The organism is Photobacterium sp. GSS17 (assembly GCF_028621875.1).
Taxonomy (GTDB): domain Bacteria; phylum Pseudomonadota; class Gammaproteobacteria; order Enterobacterales; family Vibrionaceae; genus Photobacterium; species Photobacterium ganghwense.
Genome location: NZ_CP117518.1, coordinates 1,752,024 through 1,771,746, shown reverse-complemented (window position 1 = coordinate 1,771,746; position 19,723 = coordinate 1,752,024). Strand labels below are relative to the sequence as shown.

The following is a 19,723-nucleotide window of genomic DNA, read 5'->3' as shown; positions in this document are numbered from 1 at the left end:
AGAAAAAAAAACCACGCTATTGAGCGTGGTTTTACTGATTACTTCAGGTAGTCTGCCAGATAGGCCAGAATGTCGTCAGCCTGACGTTCGGTCAGCTTTTTCAGCTTGAGCTGCAGCTTGTCGCCTTCACGGAGGTAAGAAATTTTACCTTTCACCAACTCCAACGGCTGAGGCTTTTCAATCACCATTTTTGGCTTAAGAGTCTCACCCAGTTGCTCCAGATGGTTAGTCACCTCGCGGGTGATCCGGGTAATACCGGAAGCATCAATGGTTTTCCAAAGTGCTGCTTTACCATTGTTAAGCTCACCAACAAACGCTTGCTGCTGGTGTTCACTGAGACCAAAGAACAGACGGTGCAGCTTCACAATTGTCGGGCGGCCCAGCTCACTGACACTCGGATACGCCATCAGCAGTTCCATCGGTAGCGATGCCGCTTTCAGTGCCCCACTCACCAGAGCCTCGCTACACTGACAATATTTGGCCAGCTCTTTCTGATCCGACACTTTGCCAGATTCCAGCAACGCCTGCATCTCTTTGCCGCGCTCATACAGCGACAGCGGCTTGTGTGCGTTCGCAACATCGGACAGGAACTTAGCATGTTCACTGTTGATGCCTTTGCCGACGTAAATAAGGAAGTCTTTTTCAGCCAGAATACACGACATCCGACGGCGGCTACCGTCCAGCACTTCGATTCTGCCATCATCCAACCATCGGCCGACAGCCGGGTATTGCTGCCCTCGCTCTTTCAGCGTAGACAGAATATCAGCCAGCGCATGCTCCGTCAGGAAGGCTTGTTCACGGGCATTTTCTTCAAATACCTGTGTTTTTTCCGCAACCTCACCAGCACTGATTTTTACCAGTTCAAACGCAACGGTCTCTTCGCCAGCCACGGCCAATTCAATCACCGCGGCTTTATCACGCGCCGCAGTCTGTGCTTCTGTCGGCGTCGTTGCCCGACGTTTATCGGCTTTGCCGAACAGACGAGCATTAAGATCTTTCGTTTTGATTGCCATCTGTTAATTTACTCCCGGTTCAGATTCGCCCAATGGCTATGCATCACACGTTCCAGCTCAAGACCAACACGCTGAATCGCTTCCTGGGCGGTTGACAGGGTTTTCTTCCCCCCTTCAAATTCTGCGGCCGTCAGGTCAAACACCGTACTGTAAGTGTCTGCGCACGTTTCAAACGCGCGGCTACGCGGCACGGTCGCCATCATAACCTGATCACGCAACAGGTAATTCATCTCCGTCAGCACTGAGACCTGTTTCTTATTGTCATCTTCAAACATGGTCGGCATCAGACGAATAAACTCCAGGCCGTGCCAGTCTTCAGGGAACATCTCGTAAACGGTTGGCAAGTGCTGGAAAAAGTTCACCGTTGACGCCCAGTCCAAACGCTTGGCGGCACACGGAATAATCAGAGCATTCGATGCATACATGGCGTTCCAGACCAGCGGATCAATGTGCGGACCAGTATCGATCATAATGATGTCGAACTCATCGGAGATGGGATCAATCACCTGCTCTTTCAGCAGGCGGACAATATTCAGATCCTGATTTTCAGCCAAATCCTGCCACGCATCAGCATTAAACATGGCATCTTCAGGGAACGCTGCAATGGTCTTAAGGTTCGGGTACTGAGTCGGCATAACGACATTCCCCATCAAAAACGCTTTGTCGATCGCCTGATTTTCAGGCACGTTACCTAACATGACATCGACCGCTGAATAAATCGTTTCCTGATCACCAATACTGATCTGCGGATTCAGAAACAGACGCAGCGACCCCTGCGGGTCGAGGTCAATCAGACAAATTCGGTAACGTTTGTCCAGATCGAGAGCCAGACAGGCAGCCAGGTGTACCGCAGTCATCGATTTTCCGGTGCCACCTTTTTGGTTCTGCACATTAACAATCCATGGCTTACGACCGGCACCTTCGCGCTGATAAAACGCCGGTTTCTTTGCGGCATCCATCAACTGATGCGCTTCTTCCAGCGTAATGGAATAGTGATTAGCATTGTTTTTGGTAAACTGATGGCCCGCTTTCTCCATTCTGGAAATCGCATCATCCAGTTTCCGTCGGGTCAGGCCAGAGCGACTTTCCATCAAGGCCTTTGACATCGGAGGGAACATTTCCTCACGACGTTCTTCCAACACGATTTCAATACGGTCAGCTTGTACCTGCTTCGTTTGCTCCGCAATGTTGAGCAAATTTTCTATCGTCTGTTCCCTGTTCATCGTCTTATTATTCGCTTTGTAAGTTTTTGACTTATTGTACAGCAAAACAACACCGAAACAATAAAAAGCTGAACGACACTGTGTGATATTTATCTCAGCAGAAAGGGAAACAATGAGCAAAAAACTACCAACACCAATAACAAATTACACGAAAATTCCAGCAGATTCGTTCGTTAGAAACTTCATATTTAAAGTGTTACAACGTCACTATTTTACAATGTAAATTTTGCTCATTGACGAAGTTAAGGTCTGAGTGGACAGGATTACACCGGAAGCGTATTAATCTTCGCTTGAATTACGGTAAGTGTATTTTCAATTTAACACAACCAACCTAAAGCGCGGTTGGCTAACAGCATTCATTCGGGCAGGGCAGGGCAGGGCAGGGCAGGGCAGGGCAGGGCAGGCGAGATTGGCATCACTTGCAATACTGACCAACCAGTAATCAACTCACGGATACGCAATACAGATAACCGGCAGTACTTTCAGGCTGTTAACGGTCAGTTCCCCGCCGGGAGTCTTCCGCTACTCACAGATTTCAGGATGATCACCCGGCGTTTGTTATTCGCTCAATCTAACGATCATCCTGAAATCCATGCTAAATAGCCCCAATAGCAGGATTCAGACGACACTAACTTGCTTTGATCATGCGGATACTTGATCATCTTTCCTAAGCTGTGGCCTAAGATCTGAAACAATGATCAAGGAATCATCTGGCCAAATTTACACCGCAACCGGATTCCGGACGTCATTGCTCAATAGGGAAAAATGATCAAGGTGAGATCCTCATTAAAGGCAACGCTTAAAGATCCCCCGGAAGCATGTAAAAAGGAGACTAAACTACGGTAAATGTAGAACTGACAAGGCTTTCAGAGGAATAAAGCCTGCTAAAAATAGTCGCACACCAGTACAAAGCAGGGTACCACGAGGAAATTGAAATGCAGTTCTTATCACTTGATCATGTTTCCTTACCGGACACATGACAATTTGCCAGATAACTACGGCCACTGTCATTTCAACTTTGGTTGAAAAAGCAGCGCTTTACGACCTCAAAAAAGAAAATAGCCGTGTTTTTACATTCATCTGCTCTCTACTTGATCATTTTTCTGGGTAAAATGAAGCACCTAAAGCGGGATTGGCTTCTTTCCCACGCTGAAATCTTATCGTTAGAGAGCACTACTGTGGATAACCCTGTGTGTAACCTGTTCTACAACGATGATCATGCTTGCTGGCAACTGATGATCATCGTTACGATGTGATAATGATCATGGTTCCGACGCCACATTGATCATTGATACGAGACCTTAATGATCATGCTTCCCTGATGCCATTGATCATGGTTCCGTCTAGCACCTTTTTTATGTCTTTTAATATTAGGCACTTACAAGAAATCCGCCGCCCAGATCATAAGATCACTTAAACAATAAGATCAGATAAATCATAAAGATCAGTTGTAAAAACTTTTCATAAAAAGCACTTTCTTTCTTGATCTTTTTTCGTTAATCTTTTCCGGAAAAATGATGTATCTACGGCTAATGACAAATGAATTCAGTACCTGTACCGGAAAATAATCACACTGAAAAAATCCTGATCTCCGCCCCTCGATCTCATAAAGACGGTCATCTTTTTGCGATACCTGGCAACTTGGTTGACTGGTTACCGCAGTATCAGCACTTTAAAGGGGTGACAAAAAGCATCATTGAGCTGCTGAATTTAATTTCCCTGCGTGGCCTGTCCAGTCAAGATGGCATGGTTTCAACAACCGAGCTGGTTGAGGCGACAGAAGGTCAGCTAACCCGTGCCGCTATCCAGCAGCGCTTGCGTGCCGCCGTCAATATCGGGTTGTTTAAACAACAACCTGTTCGTTTTGAAGAGGGTTTAGCCGGTAAAACGATGCTGCATCATTTTATCAACCCGGCCCTGCTGATCTCCCAACTGGGTTCAGGCAGCCTGAATTCAGAGCAGAGTAAAGCCAAGGAAAAACAGAAACGCTCCAAGGCACTGGCTCAAAACCATATCAATCGTGCTTTGTTGAGCGAACATGGTCTTGGCACACCACCGACTATGCCGGATGAAGCGGATCAAATCGTGGTTTCTCCCACCAGCTGGGCAGGGATCATTGACCAAGCTTTGGCCCCGCCACGCACTAAGAAAAGTTATCAGAAGTCGATGGTTGCGATCAGCGGCACGAAAGCGATCATCGAAACACGATCGTCCAAATCGATCATGACGGTCGACGATCTCATGACGCTGTTTGCCCTGTTTACCCTGACAGTGCAGTATCACGATCATCATATCGCTGACTACGAGCTGCAGGCGCGGACAATGGCCAATAAAACGCCGGTATACATTACCGATATTCTGGCTCTGCGAGGTAAGAAGGACAGCGGTCCGGCGCGTGATTCTATCCGAGAGAGTATTGATCGCATTGAGTTCACCGATTTCCAGTTACACGAGTTGACCGGTCGTTGGCTGAGTGAAAACATGCCGGAAGGCTTTAAAAGTGATCGTTTCCGCTTTCTGGCACGCACCATCACCGCATCCGAGGAAGCGCCGAAAGAAGGGGATGACGGCGAGATCCGTATCAAGCCTAATCTCTACATTCTGGTCTGGGAGCCATCGTTCTTTGATGAGCTGCTGACCCGGGATTATTTCTTCCTGTTTCCGCCAGAAATTCTGCGTCAGCATACGCTGGTGTTCCAGCTCTATACCTTTTTCCGGAGCCGGATGTCACGCCGGATCAATGACTCCATGTTGCTGAGCGAGCTGAACCAGAAATTGGCTCGAAATATTGAATGGCGTCGTTTCTCGTCTGACTTGATCCGTGAATTGCGCAAGCTGGCTGAGGGCAAGATCACTGACGATATGTTTGCGGTCAACTTATGGGGCTATCATCTGACGATCACCCCGCATGAGCGTGACAAGCGCTATAGCGATTACCAGATCGATATTCGGTGTGATGCTGATGAGGTGATTCGTTATTCTCGCGCCAAAACGACCAACGAGGGTAAGCGTTCCATGGCGCCGACGATGCCGAACCCGTTGCGCAATGAGATCCTGCCCAAGCAGGAGCTTGATCAGCTTTCCGAGATTATTGACGGTGAATTTGAGCCGATCCAGCGCAAAGAGGGCCGCAGTAAGGGCCGTTTAGGGCGCCGGGTGAAGTTGCGTAAGCATTTGGTCGAAATCAATGCCGATGAGCTGACAATCACTCTGTCGAAATATACGTCGCCGGAGGCACTACAGCGCAGTATTACCGCATTGTCGGCGATGACCGGCCATTCGATCGCGGCTATCAGCGAAGAGTGTCATGCCCTGCTGGAAAAGTTGGACTGGATTCGTGTTGGTGGGGATGCGATGCCTTATGAAACCTTAAGTAAGACCATCGAGCTCTACAACAATCAGCAGGATGAGCGTCATCTGTCCATTGAGCGTCTGATCTCGGGCCTGGCTGTGCGCCGTAAGGTGTGTAAATTGGTGTTTGAGGGACATTACAACGAACAGGTCATGACCGCGCTTGATGATATGGCACGTGGGATCTGAGGTCGTTACCGCTCTCGGCGTTATCTGAAACCGGCATTCTGCCGGTTTTTATTTCCCTGACAGAATACGCAATAAACCGTGCTAGGATGCGTTCTATTGCAAGATTTGTAGTTGAATCTAAAGGAATTATGATGAGCTGGCAGAGAGCGTTACAGCGACGTACCTCACTGGTAGTGGTGTCTCTGGTCTGTTGGCTGGGGACTGGAAGTGAGGCCGTGGCAAGCGAGACGGCGTCAGCACGACCGAAAGTGGGGGTTGTCCTCAGCGGCGGCGGTGCCAAAGGGGCTGCCCACATTGGCGTGCTGTCTGTGCTGGAGGAGTACCGGATCCCGGTAGATGTGATCACTGGGACCAGCATGGGGGCGTATGTCGGTGGTATGTATGCCATGGGGCTGTCGGCGGAAGAAGTCCACCGTCGCACCATGCAGGCTGACTGGCTGAGTGGTTACAATGACCGAGTCGGACGCAATGATCTGGTGCTGCGTCGTAAACAGCAGAATGACAATTATCCGATTTATGCCGACATCGGCCTGGATATTGACGGTGAATACCGGGCCCGCCCGGGGGCGTTTCAGGGGCAGGGGATGGCTACTCTGCTGGGGCAGTTGACAGACAACCTCCCGCGGTTGCCCAGCTTCAATCAGCTGGCAATCCCATACCGGGCTGTGGCAACCGATATTGTCCATGTCAAGCCTGTGATTCTGAGTAAGGGCCACCTGGCAACGGCGATGCAAGCATCCATGACCGTGCCGGGCGCATTGCAGCCGGTACGGATCGATGATCAAGTGTTGGTCGATGGCGGGATCGTTAACAATATGCCCGTAGATGCCGCGCAGGCGTTGGGCGCTGAGGTGATCATCGCTGTGGATCTGCGCGATGCCTTGTTTGGCGAACAGCAGTTGAACAGCGCCCTCAATATCATCGGTCAGCTGACCACCTACATGACTAACTCCAATTCTGACTTGCAGATGCAACGCCTGGATGATGAGGACGTCTATCTCCAGCCGGATGTGAGCTTTATGCTGGCACCGGACTTCGACAAAATGGAGCAGGCGTACCAGGCCGGCCGATCCGTGGCACTGAAATCGCTCCCTAAATTGCTGCGCTACCAGCTGTCTGAGCCGGAATACCGCAATTACCTTCGGCGCAAGCTGGATCGGCGCAGTCAGCTCGTGGCCAGCTCGGCTTACTACATCGATAAGATTGCTATTAACAATCATACCCGCCGCTCTGATGAGGCCCTACGTGCCCTGATGGAGCTGAAGGCCGGGCGCGTTATCGCTTCGCACGAGCTGGATGATGCCGTTAAACGGCTGAACAGTCAGGATATCTTTGAACGGATCACCTACCAGATTGATCGTCAGGATGATCAGAACGTGTTGATCATGGATGTGCGCGAGAAAAGCTGGGGACCGGGGTACCTTAACCTCAAGCTGTCCTTTGAGGATGATTTTGCGAACCGCTCTGATTTTTCTTTTGGTACCCAATACCTCTACACTGACCTGACCGAAAAAGGCGGAGAATGGCAGTTTGACTGGCTGCTCGGGAGCTGGAAACTGATTAACTCCAGCTTGTATTTCCCGCTTGATTATCGCAAGAAGACCTATTTTTCGGTTGGGGCAGGCTGGCAGCATGAGGTCCGCGAGTTTCGGCTGTCGGAAGAGCAGGGCGATTTGATCGATCGTCTGGGGGGCGCGGTACTGGAAACCGAGTATGAGAATTACCATGGGTTTGCCGAATTTGGCTGGAACCTGCGTCCTTGGAGCGCGTTGGCGTTGGGTTATCGGTACAGTAAGGGACGGGCGTCTGAAGTCAGCGACCTGAACGAGCAGACTTATCATTCGAATGGTCCGTACCTGCAATTCAAATACGATGATCTGGACAATTCCTTTTTCCCGCGTGAGGGCACGCGTTTTGAGATGACGTTGGGGCTGGGGGATATCAGCAGCCAGCTAAATGATGATCCGAGAATTGACAGTGACAGCCTGCACTATGATGCAACGCTGATTGCCCCGTTCAGTTATGACCGGCATAGCCTGGTTTCTATTGTTCGCTACGCTGGCAGTGAATCGGATGAGTTGCTGCCGGTATATGCCCAGGATCTGGGCGGGCTGTTTAATTTGTCCGGGTATCATCGCTATGAACTCAATGGCCGCTACCGGGCGTTCGCAGGGCTGGTGTACAGTTACCGACTACTGGATAACAATTTCGGTGCCTTGTCTATACCTGTGTACATCGGGGCTTCGTTAGAGCGGGGCAACGTGTGGGATCAGGCGGACTTAATCAGCTGGGAGAGCAGCATTGGCGCGGCCAGTCTGTTTATGGGACTGGATACCCCACTGGGCCCGGTCTATCTGGCATACGGTCAGGCTGAAGGGGGCGAGAATGCGGTCTACTTTACGCTGGGTGGCACATTTTATTGATTTGTATCGATAAAATATCACTCACTCAGTGTGATTTTTAGTCACGGTAGGGATTGTATTTGAAGATTAGAACACAAAAAAATGGAACTAAGAACACAGTGTCAGAATTATTGTCACTGTTCCTGACATTTTCTTGACATCAAGGTTAGATTTCCCGGCACAATAGGAAGTGGATATAACCTTTGTCCCTTTCGATGAGATGGGTAGTTGACCGTCATGGAGGTCGGGAACTTACCTTGTCACCCTCTCGAAATGCAATATATGAGTTATTTTGCGAGCCATCGACCGGCTCGCTTTTTTTTTGCCTGCCGTCAGGTTCACTTCCTGCTTTCCTGCTTTCCTGCTTTCCTGCTTCTTCCCGTTATTCCGATGTCTTCGATTCGACACATGCACTGTTATCGTTTCTGGAACGCCCTGAACCTGCGTACGTCAGATCCTATCCCTATCTATAATCAATTGAAGACGGAGCAAGATTTCTCATTGTGACCTGGAACAAGGTCAATCCAACTTTTTGGGGGCGAGAGTGCGACTGACAGGGCTCATGATTGGCGTTGTGTTACTTGGCGCGGTGGTAGCTGGAGTTTGGTACAAGGAATATTACGCCGGCGCGCAGACAAATTCGCGAAGCGCTATCACGCCGACAGTGGTGGTCAGCGAAGTGGTGCGAAAACCGGTGCGCCAGCAAGTGGAAGCTCTGGGTACGGTGAAATCCCGTGAATCGGTTGTGCTGACCGCCAAAGTGACTGAGAAGGTTGAACAAGTACACTTTCAGGATGGCCAGCAAGCTAAAGCCGGTCAGTTGCTGGTGACCCTATTCTCCGGCGAGCAGAGCGCCAAGGTCAGAGCCGCCCGTGCCAACCTGCAGGAGCAGCAGCGTGAATACCGGCGGATAGAAGGGCTGGTTCGGCGCAACACCATCGCCAGTTCGGAGCTGGACAAGCTGTATACCGATATCGAGGTTGCGAAGGCCGTGTTGGCTCAGAACGAAGCGGAGCTGGATGCCCGTTTTATCCGGGCACCGTTCAGCGGGGTTCTGGGTTTCCGCCAGATTAGTCCAGGAGCGCTGGTGACCCCCGGGACTGTCCTGACAACCCTCGACGATATTGCCACGGTTAAGCTGGATTTTTCGATCCCTGAAGTGTTTCTCGGCAAGCTGTCGCTCGGCACCCGTATTGAAGGGCAGGCGGCGGCTTCCAGTGAGCAGCTGTTTTCCGGTCTCGTGACCAGCATCGACAGCCGGATTAACCCGCAGACCCGCTCTGTTACTGTCCGGGCTGAGATTGCCAACCCCGGGCTGCGGCTGCGTCCCGGGATGCTGATGACCCTCCAGCTGATTCTGGCTGAACACCAAGGGCTGGTGGTACCCGAAGAAGCGCTGGTGCCTCGTCAGCAGGCTCACTATCTGTTTGTGGTCGAGCCGGATGGCACCGTGTCGCAACGGCTGGTGGAAGTCGGGTTCCGGCGGCGGGGTGAGGTGGAGATTGTCAGTGGCGCTCGGGAAGGGGAGCAGGTAATCACCCGTGGTAGCCAGCGGGTGCGTCCTGGCCAGACGGTTGAGATCCGTCAGCAGGAGCAGTTTACCTATCGGGAGGCAGGCTGATGTGGTTGTCGGATATGGCTGTTCGCCGACCGGTACTGGGGTCGGTGATAAGCCTGTTGCTGATCGTGTTTGGCCTGGTGGCGTTTGAACGTCTGCCACTGCGTGAATACCCGGATATCGACCCACCGGTCGTGACCATCTCCACCAGCTATCGGGGAGCCTCTGCCGCTATAGTCGAAACCAAAATTACCCAGCTGGTTGAAGACCGGGTGTCGGGTATTGCCGGTATCCGGGCGATAGATTCCCAGAGCATGGATGGCCAGTCGACAGTGTCGCTGGAGTTTTCAATCGGGCGGGACATTGATGCGGCAGCCAATGATGTCCGGGACCGGGTGTCTGGGATCCTCAGTGATCTGCCACCGGAAGCAGACCCGCCGGAAGTGGAGAAGGCTGCCGCCAGTTCGGAAGTGATCATGTGGCTAAATGTGGTCTCAGACCGGATGAACACGCTGGAGCTGACGGATTATGCTCAGCGGTATCTGGTTGATCGTTTCTCGGTGATTGACGGGGTCGCCAATATCCGGGTCGGGGGCGGTAAAGCGTATGCACTGAGAATTTGGTTGGATCGCCAGAAGTTGGCAGCGCGCAGCCTGACTGTGTCTGATGTCGAAGATGCGCTGCGTGACGACAATGTCGAGTTACCTGCCGGTGCGCTCGAATCGGAAAACCGCCAGTTTACCGTACGAACCCGGCGGGCCTTTGTTGAACCGTCAGATTTTGCCCGTCTGGTTATCGGTGAGGGGGAAAACGGCTACCTGATCCGACTTGGGGATGTTGCCCGGGTTGAGCTGGCCGCAGAAGAAGAGCGCATCACGTTTCGCGGCAATACCCAGGAGATGATTGGGTTGGGCATTACCCGTCAATCGACGGCGAATACCCTGGAGGTCGCCAATGCCGCCAACGCGCTGGTTGACAAGCTCAACCCGACCCTGCCGGACGGCATGGAAATTAAGCGCTCCTATGACTCATCCGTGTTTATTCAGGCCTCCATCGATGAAGTGTACAAAACCCTGGTGATCGCCCTGATTCTGGTGATTGCGGTGATTTTCCTGTTCCTTGGCAGCCTGCGTGCCATGCTGATCCCTGCGGTGACGCTGCCGGTCGCGTTGATTGGCGCGTTTATCGTGCTGTATGCGCTGGGGTATACCCTCAACCTTCTGACACTCCTGGCGTTGATTCTGGCAATCGGTATTGTGGTCGATGACGCGATCGTCATGCTAGAGAATATCCACCGTCGTATTGCTACCGGTGAACCGCCCCTCAAAGCGGCGTTTCTGGGCGCGAAGCAGGTCAGCTTCGCCATTATTGCCACCACCGTCGTGTTGGTCGCCGTGTTTCTGCCAATTGGCTTTCTGGAAGGAGATTTGGGCAAGCTGTTCCGCGAGTTCTCGTTAGCTATCAGTGCGGCTGTGATTTTGTCATCGCTGGTAGCTCTGACGCTGAGCCCGATGATGGCTTCAAAGCTGATGACCCCGATTGCGGACGAACCCTGGCTAGTCAGGGTCACCGGCCAGGCGCTGGCATCCCTGACCGGAGCTTACCGGACTTCGCTGGTGGTCTGGCTGCATCGGCCCGCACTCATTGTGGCTGGCTTGGTGCTGGTGATGCTTGCCAGTGGCTGGCTCACCAGCCGTATTCCGTCTGAGTTTGCCCCACGGGAAGATCGCGGGGCCATGTTTATCATTGTGAACGGTCCTCCCGGTGCCAGCTACGCCTATATGCAGCCTTACATGAATGAAGTTGAGCACCGGCTGATGCCGTTGGTGGAAAGCGAAGAGATCAAACGCTTGCTGATCCGTGCGCCAAGGGGATGGGGACGCATTTCAGATTTTTCCAACGGTTTTGCCATTGTGGTACTGGAAGACTGGGGTAAACGTCGTGATGCTGGTGCCATCATTGCCGATATCCGTCAGCGGCTGGGGGATCTTGCCGGTATCACCGCTTTCCCGGTGATGCGCCAGCCTTTTGGGCGTGGGGTGGGAAAACCGGTGCAGTTTGTACTGGGGGGCGGTAGTTACGAAGAGCTGGCGGCGTGGCGGGATCTTATACTGGATGCCGCCGCGGCAAACCCGGGGCTAACCGGCTTGGATCATGACTATAAAGAAACCCAGCCACAGCTCGGGGTGGAGATAGATCAGGATCGGGCCGGTGATCTTGGCGTCTCACTCAGTGAAATCGGTCAGACCCTGGAATCGATGCTCGGATCTCGTCAGGTCACGACCTATACCTGGCAGGGGGAAGAGTATGACGTCGTTATCGAAGGGCAGCGTGAGCGTCAGAATACTGCGGAGGATCTGGCCAATTTGTATGTCCGGTCTCAGCGTACCGATGAGCTCATTCCGCTGTCCAGTTTGATCCGTGTCCGGGAAATGGCCGATGCTCAGCAGCTCAACCGCTTTAACCGGGTTCGCTCTATTACTCTGGAAGCCAATCTGGCGGACGGTTATCCGCTGGGAGAGGCGCTGGATTACTTAAATGGGCTGGTGCGCCAGTATTTGCCGCCTGACGCCGTGGTGAATTACAAGGGCGCATCGAAAGACTACCAGGATTCCAGCACCTCTTCGGTGTTTGTGTTTGCCCTGGCGCTGATCGTGGTGTTTTTAGTTCTGGCTGCTCAGTTCGAAAGTTACGTTCACCCGTTTGTGATTATGCTGACCGTGCCGCTGGCGACGTTCGGGGCATTACTCGGCCTCTATTTCACCGGTCAGAGCCTTAACATCTATTCCCAAATTGGGATCATCATGCTCATCGGGCTGGCGGCCAAAAACGGAATTTTGATTGTGGAGTTTGCCAATCAGCTGCGAGATCAGGGCGTGGCTTTTGAAGAAGCGATTTTGGAAGCGTCTGCCGAGCGGCTGCGACCCATCCTGATGACGGCGATCACCACAGTAGCCGGTGCCATTCCGCTGATTCTGGCAACCGGTGCCGGCGCAGAAACCCGGATGGTGATTGGCATCGTCGTCCTGTGTGGGATCAGCCTGGCAACCCTGTTTACGCTGGTGGTGATCCCGGTGATGTATAGCCTGCTGGCTCGCGGTACGCAAAGTCCGCAGTACGTCACCCGGCAGCTTCAGAAACAGTTGGCGCAGGAAACCTCACCCTCTGATACATCCCCCTAACGCTGGTGTCACGACTCTGACAGAGGGTTAAGGGGTGTTTATCTGGCTAACCGGAATTCCTGTCGCGCGCAGCTCTTGCCACATTTTGTCGGCCAGCCGGTTGAACTCAGCAAATCCCATCGGGCGTCCCGTCTGAGGGGATCCTGTCTTAAGGTATCGGGAAACGGAGTGGGAATGACTGGGGGCGCATGACACGCGGTTAACTGGAAATGTGTGTTTCATTACTGCTCACTTGTGACTGCGGCTCATTTGGCGGCCATGGTTTCCGGGCATTGTTTCCGGGCATTGTTTCCGGGAACTGATTATTCGGGGTGACTGTGACTGCTGTGTGGCAGTTCCGTGACATATCTATAGTGCAGCCACCTGTCGTTGGATGAACGCGCTAGGGGCAAGGTTGCGAGTGAGCCTGTTGCATTAAGGTTTAAGGTTAAGGTGTCGCTGTGGCGAGTTACCTTACAACAAGTGACTCTCGGATGGTTTTTAGGAGGGTAATGATGATTCAGGATCTGGAAGCAAGGCCCTTGGAAGAGTGATTAAGACATGAGGATCCTGGAACAATGATCAAGGTGCAGTGATCAAAATTATGATCAAGACGCCTTGTTCAAGTGCGATGGTTCAAGGAGCTTTGATCTGGAAGCTATGCCAGGATGCCAAGATCAGGGGGCGGTATAGGCGATGATCGGATTGTTGGTGAGTGGGGTAGGCTGCCCGGTTCATTGTGCTAATCGTGGATCTTATCCTTGATCATCGTTGCGGGAAATGGAGCCTCACTGCCTGCATTTGGACGCTTTTTTCATTCTCTTATGGGAGAGAGGTCGAGTCAGACGCTGATGTAGGTGAGGATGGCTGTCAGTTGCGTGTGCCGGGAGTGCTTCATCTTGGACAGATGTTCGGCAAAGAAGCGGTAAGTCGGTGCGTTCAGGAGAACGCAATCGGTTGGCCGAGGAAAAAAGCTGACATTCCAATAACAAAGCGCTATGTTACACGTAACATTCTGGCTGGAACTAAAGATGACAGAGCAACGAAAACGCCGTCCGACCCTGAAAGATATTGCTGAGCGGGTGGGGGTAACCAAAATGACCGTCAGTCGCTACCTGCGTGACCCGAGTACCGTAGCGGCGGCTACCCGGGAGAAAATAGCGCTGGCTGTCGATGAGATGGGCTACGTGCCAAGCCGGGCCCCGGATATTCTGTCTAATTCCACCAGCAAGGCGATCGGCATCCTGATTCCCTCGTTATCCAACCAGGTGTTTGCTGCACTGGCGCAGGGAATTGAATCGGTTACCCGTCCAGCCGGCTACCAGACTCTGATTGCCCACTACGGCTACTCGCCGGAAGAAGAAGAAAAGAAAGTAGCTTCGCTGCTGTCATACCATGTTGATGGCTTGATTCTGACCGAAGGGCGCCATTCCCCGCAAACACTGAAAATGATCAAGGCGGCCGGTATCCCGGTGGTTGAAACCATGGATATCCCGCAAGAGCCGATCGATATGGTGGTGGGGCTGGATCACCGCGCAGCGGCCAACGCGATGGTTGAAGCCATGCTGGCGCGCGGCAAAAGCCGGATACTTTATGTCGGGGCTCGTCTGGACGTACGTACCCGCCTGCGGATGGAAGGTTATGCTCAGGCGATGGAAGCACATGGCCTGGAACCTCGCTATGTACTGACGGAAAAGCATTCCAGTTTTACCCAAGGACGCGAGTTATTGGATGAGGCTCTGGCACAGTACCCGGATGCCGATGGCCTGTTTTGCACCAATGACGATGTCGCGGTTGGGGCTTTGCTGCGGTGTCAGCAGCGAGGGATTGCCGTTCCGGCCCAGATCGCTATTGCGGGATATAACGCGTTGGATATTGGGCAGTCGGTTTCACCGGCCCTGGCCAGTGTCGAAACGCCGCGTGAAGTGATGGGGATCAGAGCGGCCGAAATGTTGCTAGCCAGACTGGGGGGTGACGAGGATGCTGCCCGTTTTAACGATGTCGGATTTACAGTGTTAATTGGGGAAAGTATCGGCTGACAAGCAGTCGGTTTTCGATGGCTCTTTGCCAGTAAAAAGATCGTTTTTTCAATGATAAGCCGCCCTGCTGTGATAGGCAGCAGGGCGGCTTATTTTGTTTTTGCGATTGGCAATTAGATACGAGTCATGAGCTACTGGCTGATTGGTTCGCGCAAGAGGTCGATTAGCATCAATTGCCTGAAAGTGAAAGCGCCTGAGGCTTACTTTGTCGTCAACGCCACGGCTTCCTGAGACAGGCGGGTGACTTCATCCCATTGACCATGCTTAATCGCGTCTTTAGGCAGCATCCAGGATCCGCCAACGGTGGCAACACATGTCACCGCCAGGTAGTCAGCAGCATTGCCCGGGCTGATACCGCCGGTCGGACAGAATCGTGCCTGAGGCAGCGGCGCGGCAATGGCGGCCAGTGCTTTGGCACCGCCGTTGGCTTCTGCCGGGAAAAATTTCAGGTGGTCGTAGCCAGCGTCCAGGGCCTGCATGACTTCTGACGGTGTGCTGACCCCCGGGATCAGCGGAGCTGTGCCCAGTTTGGCGTGCGCCAGAAGCGCAGGAGTCATTCCCGGAGAAATCACAAATTTCGCACCGGCGGCTATAGCGGCATCGTACTGGGCACAGGTCAGCACGGTGCCTGCGCCGACCATGGCATCTGGCATTGCTGTTGCGATCCGGGCAATGGCTTCCAGTGCGACAGGTGTACGCAGGGTAATTTCAAACACTGTAATGCCACCATCCTGCAGGGCCTTGGCCATTGGCAGTGCATCCTCGAGATTGTCGATCACCATGACCGGTACAACCGGTGAGGCGGAGAAAACGGCTTGAGGGCTGATATTCCAGTTGTTCATGTAATGAGTTCCTTAGTAAAAGATCGTCGCACCGGTTTCGGCACTTGAGACATTGCTGCGCATCAGGGCAAACAGATCACGTCCCCAGGTTTGTTGTTCGGTTTCCGTATCGACATTGGCAGGCTCTCGCCCGCTCAGGTCAACCAGGCATTCCAGCGTGCCGCTGTCCGCATCCAGACGCAGGGGATCGCCATCACGCAGGCGACCTATGGCGCCACCACGAACCGCTTCCGGGGTGACATGGATGGCGGCGGGAATTTTTCCTGATGCGCCGGACAGGCGGCCATCGGTGACCAGCGCAACCTTAAAGCCGGATTTTTGCAGGTTGCCGAGAATCGGCATCAGCTTGTGCAGTTCGGGCATCCCGTTGGCGGCCGGCCCGCTGTGGGTGACCACTACAATCGCATCCTGATTGAGCTCACCCCTGTGATAGGCTCGCTCCACGTCATGCTGGCTGGTAAAGACTTTGGCCGGTGCTTCAATCAGCCGCTGGTTGTCCGCTACGGCAGAAATTTTGATGACTGAACGGCCCAGATTACCGCGCAGTACCTTGAGGCCACCACTGACCTGGAACTGTTCGCCTCGGGCGGCAAGCACGGACGGGCGTGAGCTGGCACCGACAGGTTTCCATTTCAGTTGGTCGTCAATCAGCTGTGGTACAGTCAGGTAATCCTGCATGGTGCCGAACACCGGAGTCGCATCCAGGTGGATCAACCCGGATTCGGCCAGCCTTGCCATCAGGCCGGGTACGCCACCTGCCTGCTGGAAGGCGTTCACATCTTCCGGGCCGTTAGGGTACATACGTACCAGTAACGGTACCACATCTGACAGATCGCTGAGGTCGTCCCAGGTCAGCACCAATCCCGCCGCGCGCGCCACCGCAACCATATGAATGCTGTGATTGGTGCTGCCGCCAGAGGCCAGCAGGGCCACCAGCCCATTGACCAGACTTTTGGCATCAACCACTTGGCTGAGTGGACGGTAAGCACCGGAACTCGGTGTCATGGCGGCAATCCGGCGCGCGGCTTCTTCGGTCAGTGCCTGTCGCAGCGGATCGCTCGGATGAATAAATGCGGAACCCGGCAGCATCAGCCCCATAGCTTCAAACACCAGTTGATTGGTGTTGGCTGTACCGTAAAAGGTGCAGGTTCCGGCTGAGTGATAAGCGTTGCACTCCATTTCCAGCAGGGCGTCTTTACCGACTTCTCCGGCAGCATATTGCTGGCGGACACTGACTTTTTCTTCGTTGGTGATTCCGCTGCTCATGGGCCCGGCTGGGACGAAGGCGGTAGGCAGGTGGCCATAAGCCAGCGCGCCCATTAACTGCCCCGGGGCAATTTTATCGCAAATGCCCAATAGCAGGGTGGCATCAAATGCATTGTGGCTGAGTGACAGGGCGGTGGCCTGTGCAATCAGATCCCTCGAAAACAGTGACATATCCATACCTGGCTGGCCCTGGGTAATGCCGTCACACATGGCGGGCACGCAACCGGCGACTTGGGCGGTATGACCATCCCGTCCGACCGCGGCTTTGATTTGCCGAGGGTAATCCTGATAAGGATGATGAGCGCTGAGCATGTCGTTGTAGGCGCTGATGATGCCGATGTTGGCACGGGTCATATCCAGCAGCTGTGTTTTTTCCTGCTGGCAGCTGGCTGCAACTGTGTGCGCCAGGTTGCCACATGACAGTGAGCTGCGACCTTTACCTTCTTGTGCCTGTTGTGTCGTGCGAGCCAGCCACGCCGCGCGAGTGGCCTGACTGCGAGCCTCGATCCGCTCGGTGACTTGTTGAACAATGTCGTGAACGGCCGGTTTTTGCTGCGGTGTTGTTGGGGAACTCATGCCAGCGCCTCCAAGGCATGAATAGCCTGCTCAACCACTTCTTCAATGCTGCCGTCGATAGAGACTGTGACCACATCCGGCTCTGCATCGGGACGTTCTAACGTGGCAAACTGGCTGTTGACCATGCTTTCGCGCATGAAGTGGCCTTTACGCGCTTTCATGCGGGCCATGATCATGTCTCTGTCGCCATCAAGGAAAACGAAACGCACGGATTGGTTACCGTCACGGATTTGATCCCGGTACTGGCGTTTCAGCGCAGAACAGACGATCACGCCGGTTTCATTCTTGTTTTCCAGGCTATAAGCCGCGTCACGGATCCGAATCAGCCACGGGGCGCGATCGTCATCGTTCAGCGGGGTACCACTGGCCATTTTTTGGATATTGGCACGAGGATGCAGATCATCACCGTCAATAAACTTGGCGTTGAGGACTTGGGCAATGCGTTCACCAACAGTGGATTTACCGCTGCCGCATACGCCCATCACGATAATGCTCTTACCTGCCATTTTTCTACCTCTATCTCATTTTTGAAGTTTGGCTTGCGTCTTGGCTTGTAACTTAGCATGTTACCGGTAACATGTTACCGGTAACTATGAACTTTGTGAAGTTTCCCACAATAATCAGAGTCGCGGGATAGCGGCGTAACATGAATAAATAAAAGGTACTCCTATGAACTCTATAGCCAATACACCGGATCCGGCATATTTGCTATCAGTGGCTGCTGCAGCCATAGCCTTATTACTGTTATTAATCATGCGGTTAAAAGTTCATGCTTTTATCGCGCTCACCGTGGTCAGTTTGCTGACGGCGATGGCCACCGGGGTGGCTGTCGACAAAGTTGTGCCGACCATGCTGTCTGGCTTTGGTGGCACACTGGCGTCGGTCGCGTTACTGGTCGGCCTGGGCACCATGATTGGCCGTATCCTGGAAATCACCGGAGGTGCTCAGGTGCTGGCCGAAACACTGATTGGGCGTTTTGGTGCTCATCGGGCCCCACTGGCGCTGGGGATAGCCTCACTGTTGTTCGGTTTTCCGATTTTCTTTGATGCCGGGCTGATTGTGATGATGCCAATCCTGTTCAGCGTCGCGAAACAATTTGGGGGGTCTACCCTGAAATACGCCCTGCCGGCGGCCGGTGCGTTCGCGGTCATGCATGCCTTTTTGCCGCCCCATCCGGGTCCTGTAGCGGCAGGTGAGCTGCTGAATGCCAATATCGGCCTGCTGACGATTGTGGGTCTGCTGGTGGCGATTCCAACCTGGTACCTTGGGGCCTACCTGTATGGGCAATGGGCCGGACAGCGCTTTGTTCTGCCGTTGCCACAGGCTTTCCTGTCGGCACAGGCGCAAATTGATGAGAAGAATAAACCGTCATTCAAAGTTGTCATGGGGATCCTCCTGCTGCCACTGGTGCTGATTTTCATGAACACTGGCCTTAATACCCTGGCCGTCACCGGCACGGTTAACAGCGATGCTGGTTGGGTCAATGTACTGCAGATGCTAGGTAAAACGCCGATTGCGCTGCTGATCACTCTGCTGGTTTGCCTGGCGGTGTTTGCCAAAGACTACGGCATGGCAAGGCTTGAGAAAATGTGCGGCGAATCACTGGCGCCGATTTGTGCGGTGATACTCGTGACCGGTGCCGGCGGCATGTTCGGTGGAGTGCTGCGTGCCAGCGGAATTGGTGATGCTCTGTCACAACTTCTTGCAGATACCGGTATGCCGGTGATTCTGGCGGCCTTCCTGATTTCCACGGCACTTCGGGTGGCTCAGGGTTCGGCAACGGTTGCTTTGACGACGACCGCCGGGCTCATTGCACCGACAGTGGCAGCAACCGTGGGACTGACTGAGTTTGACTTGTGTTTTATCGTGATTGCGATCGCCGCAGGGGCGACTGTGCTGTCGCACTTCAATGACTCAGGTTTCTGGTTGGTTGGTCGCCTGCTGGAAATGGATGAGAAAACCACGCTGAAAACCTGGACGGTGATGGAAACATTGCTCGGGACCATCGCGTTTGTAATTGTCGCGACATTGAGTGTGTTCCTCTGACAAGCACTCCCGCGAGTGCAATCCTGTCGACGTGAAAAAGCAGTAAGACTTTTCAGT

General features: G+C 53.4%; 11 protein-coding genes. 6 read left to right on the top strand and 5 right to left on the bottom strand.

Annotated features, from left to right (window positions below; translation table 11 throughout):
* Positions 1–38: 38 nt before the first annotated feature.
* Together PGW97_RS24345 and PGW97_RS24340 are read right to left on the bottom strand one after the other, a co-directional pair.
* A complete protein-coding gene (locus PGW97_RS24345; RefSeq protein ID WP_273860097.1) occupies positions 39–1,013 on the bottom strand; it encodes a ParB/RepB/Spo0J family partition protein in 975 nt (324 codons plus the stop codon).
* An 8-nt stretch (positions 1,014–1,021) separates the two neighbouring features.
* Positions 1,022–2,236 carry a ParA family protein gene (locus tag PGW97_RS24340; protein ID WP_047884986.1) on the bottom strand — a complete coding sequence of 405 codons (1,215 nt, stop codon included), beginning with the start codon at positions 2,234–2,236 and terminating at the stop codon, positions 1,022–1,024.
* Positions 2,237–3,775: 1,539 nt separating this feature from the next.
* On the opposite strand from PGW97_RS24340, the gene PGW97_RS24335 reads away from it, so the two are divergent.
* The 5 genes from PGW97_RS24335 to PGW97_RS24315 all read left to right on the top strand — a co-directional run bounded on the left by PGW97_RS24335 (position 3,776) and on the right by PGW97_RS24315 (position 14,936).
* Positions 3,776–5,776 (top strand): replication initiator protein RctB domain-containing protein, encoded by a 2,001-nt coding sequence (locus PGW97_RS24335; protein WP_273860096.1) that lies wholly within the window; start codon positions 3,776–3,778, stop codon positions 5,774–5,776.
* Between the two features lie 131 nt (positions 5,777–5,907).
* Entirely contained in the window at positions 5,908–8,199 is a 2,292-nt protein-coding gene (locus PGW97_RS24330) for a patatin-like phospholipase family protein (protein WP_273860095.1), read from the top strand.
* Between the two features lie 523 nt (positions 8,200–8,722).
* Positions 8,723–9,799, top strand: a complete 1,077-nt coding sequence (locus PGW97_RS24325; RefSeq protein WP_273860094.1) for an efflux RND transporter periplasmic adaptor subunit — start codon at positions 8,723–8,725, stop codon at positions 9,797–9,799.
* Positions 9,799–12,918 carry an efflux RND transporter permease subunit gene (locus tag PGW97_RS24320; RefSeq protein ID WP_273860093.1) on the top strand — a complete coding sequence of 1,040 codons (3,120 nt, stop codon included), beginning with the start codon at positions 9,799–9,801 and terminating at the stop codon, positions 12,916–12,918. Before PGW97_RS24325 ends, PGW97_RS24320 begins: the two co-directional genes overlap by 1 nt.
* 1,010 nt (positions 12,919–13,928) lie before the next feature.
* Positions 13,929–14,936, top strand: a complete 1,008-nt coding sequence (locus tag PGW97_RS24315; RefSeq protein ID WP_273860092.1) for a substrate-binding domain-containing protein — start codon at positions 13,929–13,931, stop codon at positions 14,934–14,936.
* Positions 14,937–15,136: 200 nt separating this feature from the next.
* Here PGW97_RS24315 and PGW97_RS24310 read toward each other — a convergent pair whose 3' ends face one another.
* The 3 genes from PGW97_RS24310 to PGW97_RS24300 are packed head-to-tail and all read right to left on the bottom strand — an operon-like array spanning position 15,137 to position 18,126.
* Positions 15,137–15,778: a bifunctional 4-hydroxy-2-oxoglutarate aldolase/2-dehydro-3-deoxy-phosphogluconate aldolase gene (locus PGW97_RS24310; RefSeq protein ID WP_273860091.1), complete on the bottom strand. Its 642-nt coding sequence runs from the start codon at positions 15,776–15,778 to the stop codon at positions 15,137–15,139.
* Between the two features lie 12 nt (positions 15,779–15,790).
* The gene (edd, locus tag PGW97_RS24305) at positions 15,791–17,620 is read right to left on the bottom strand and encodes a phosphogluconate dehydratase (protein WP_273860090.1); all 1,830 of its coding nucleotides are present in this window, start codon (positions 17,618–17,620) and stop codon (positions 15,791–15,793) included.
* On the bottom strand, positions 17,617–18,126 hold the full coding sequence (locus PGW97_RS24300) for a gluconokinase (RefSeq protein WP_047884993.1): 510 nt from the start codon (positions 18,124–18,126) through the stop codon (positions 17,617–17,619). Before PGW97_RS24300 ends, edd begins: the two co-directional genes overlap by 4 nt.
* A gap of 163 nt (positions 18,127–18,289) precedes the next feature.
* Here PGW97_RS24300 and PGW97_RS24295 point away from each other — a divergent pair, with 163 nt between their 5' ends.
* Positions 18,290–19,666 carry a GntP family permease gene (locus PGW97_RS24295; RefSeq protein WP_047884994.1) on the top strand — a complete coding sequence of 459 codons (1,377 nt, stop codon included), beginning with the start codon at positions 18,290–18,292 and terminating at the stop codon, positions 19,664–19,666.
* Positions 19,667–19,723 lie beyond the last annotated feature (57 nt).

Coding starts and splice junctions, on each gene's coding strand:
- PGW97_RS24345 (WP_273860097.1), bottom strand. CDS start 1,013: ATGGCAATCAAAACGAAAGATCTTAATGCTCGTCTGTTCGGCAAAGCC.
- PGW97_RS24340 (WP_047884986.1), bottom strand. CDS start 2,236: ATGAACAGGGAACAGACGATAGAAAATTTGCTCAACATTGCGGAGCAA.
- PGW97_RS24335 (WP_273860096.1), top strand. CDS start 3,776: ATGAATTCAGTACCTGTACCGGAAAATAATCACACTGAAAAAATCCTG.
- PGW97_RS24330 (WP_273860095.1), top strand. CDS start 5,908: ATGAGCTGGCAGAGAGCGTTACAGCGACGTACCTCACTGGTAGTGGTG.
- PGW97_RS24320 (WP_273860093.1), top strand. CDS start 9,799: ATGTGGTTGTCGGATATGGCTGTTCGCCGACCGGTACTGGGGTCGGTG.
- PGW97_RS24315 (WP_273860092.1), top strand. CDS start 13,929: ATGACAGAGCAACGAAAACGCCGTCCGACCCTGAAAGATATTGCTGAG.
- PGW97_RS24310 (WP_273860091.1), bottom strand. CDS start 15,778: ATGAACAACTGGAATATCAGCCCTCAAGCCGTTTTCTCCGCCTCACCG.
- edd (WP_273860090.1), bottom strand. CDS start 17,620: ATGAGTTCCCCAACAACACCGCAGCAAAAACCGGCCGTTCACGACATT.
- PGW97_RS24300 (WP_047884993.1), bottom strand. CDS start 18,126: ATGGCAGGTAAGAGCATTATCGTGATGGGCGTATGCGGCAGCGGTAAA.
- PGW97_RS24295 (WP_047884994.1), top strand. CDS start 18,290: ATGAACTCTATAGCCAATACACCGGATCCGGCATATTTGCTATCAGTG.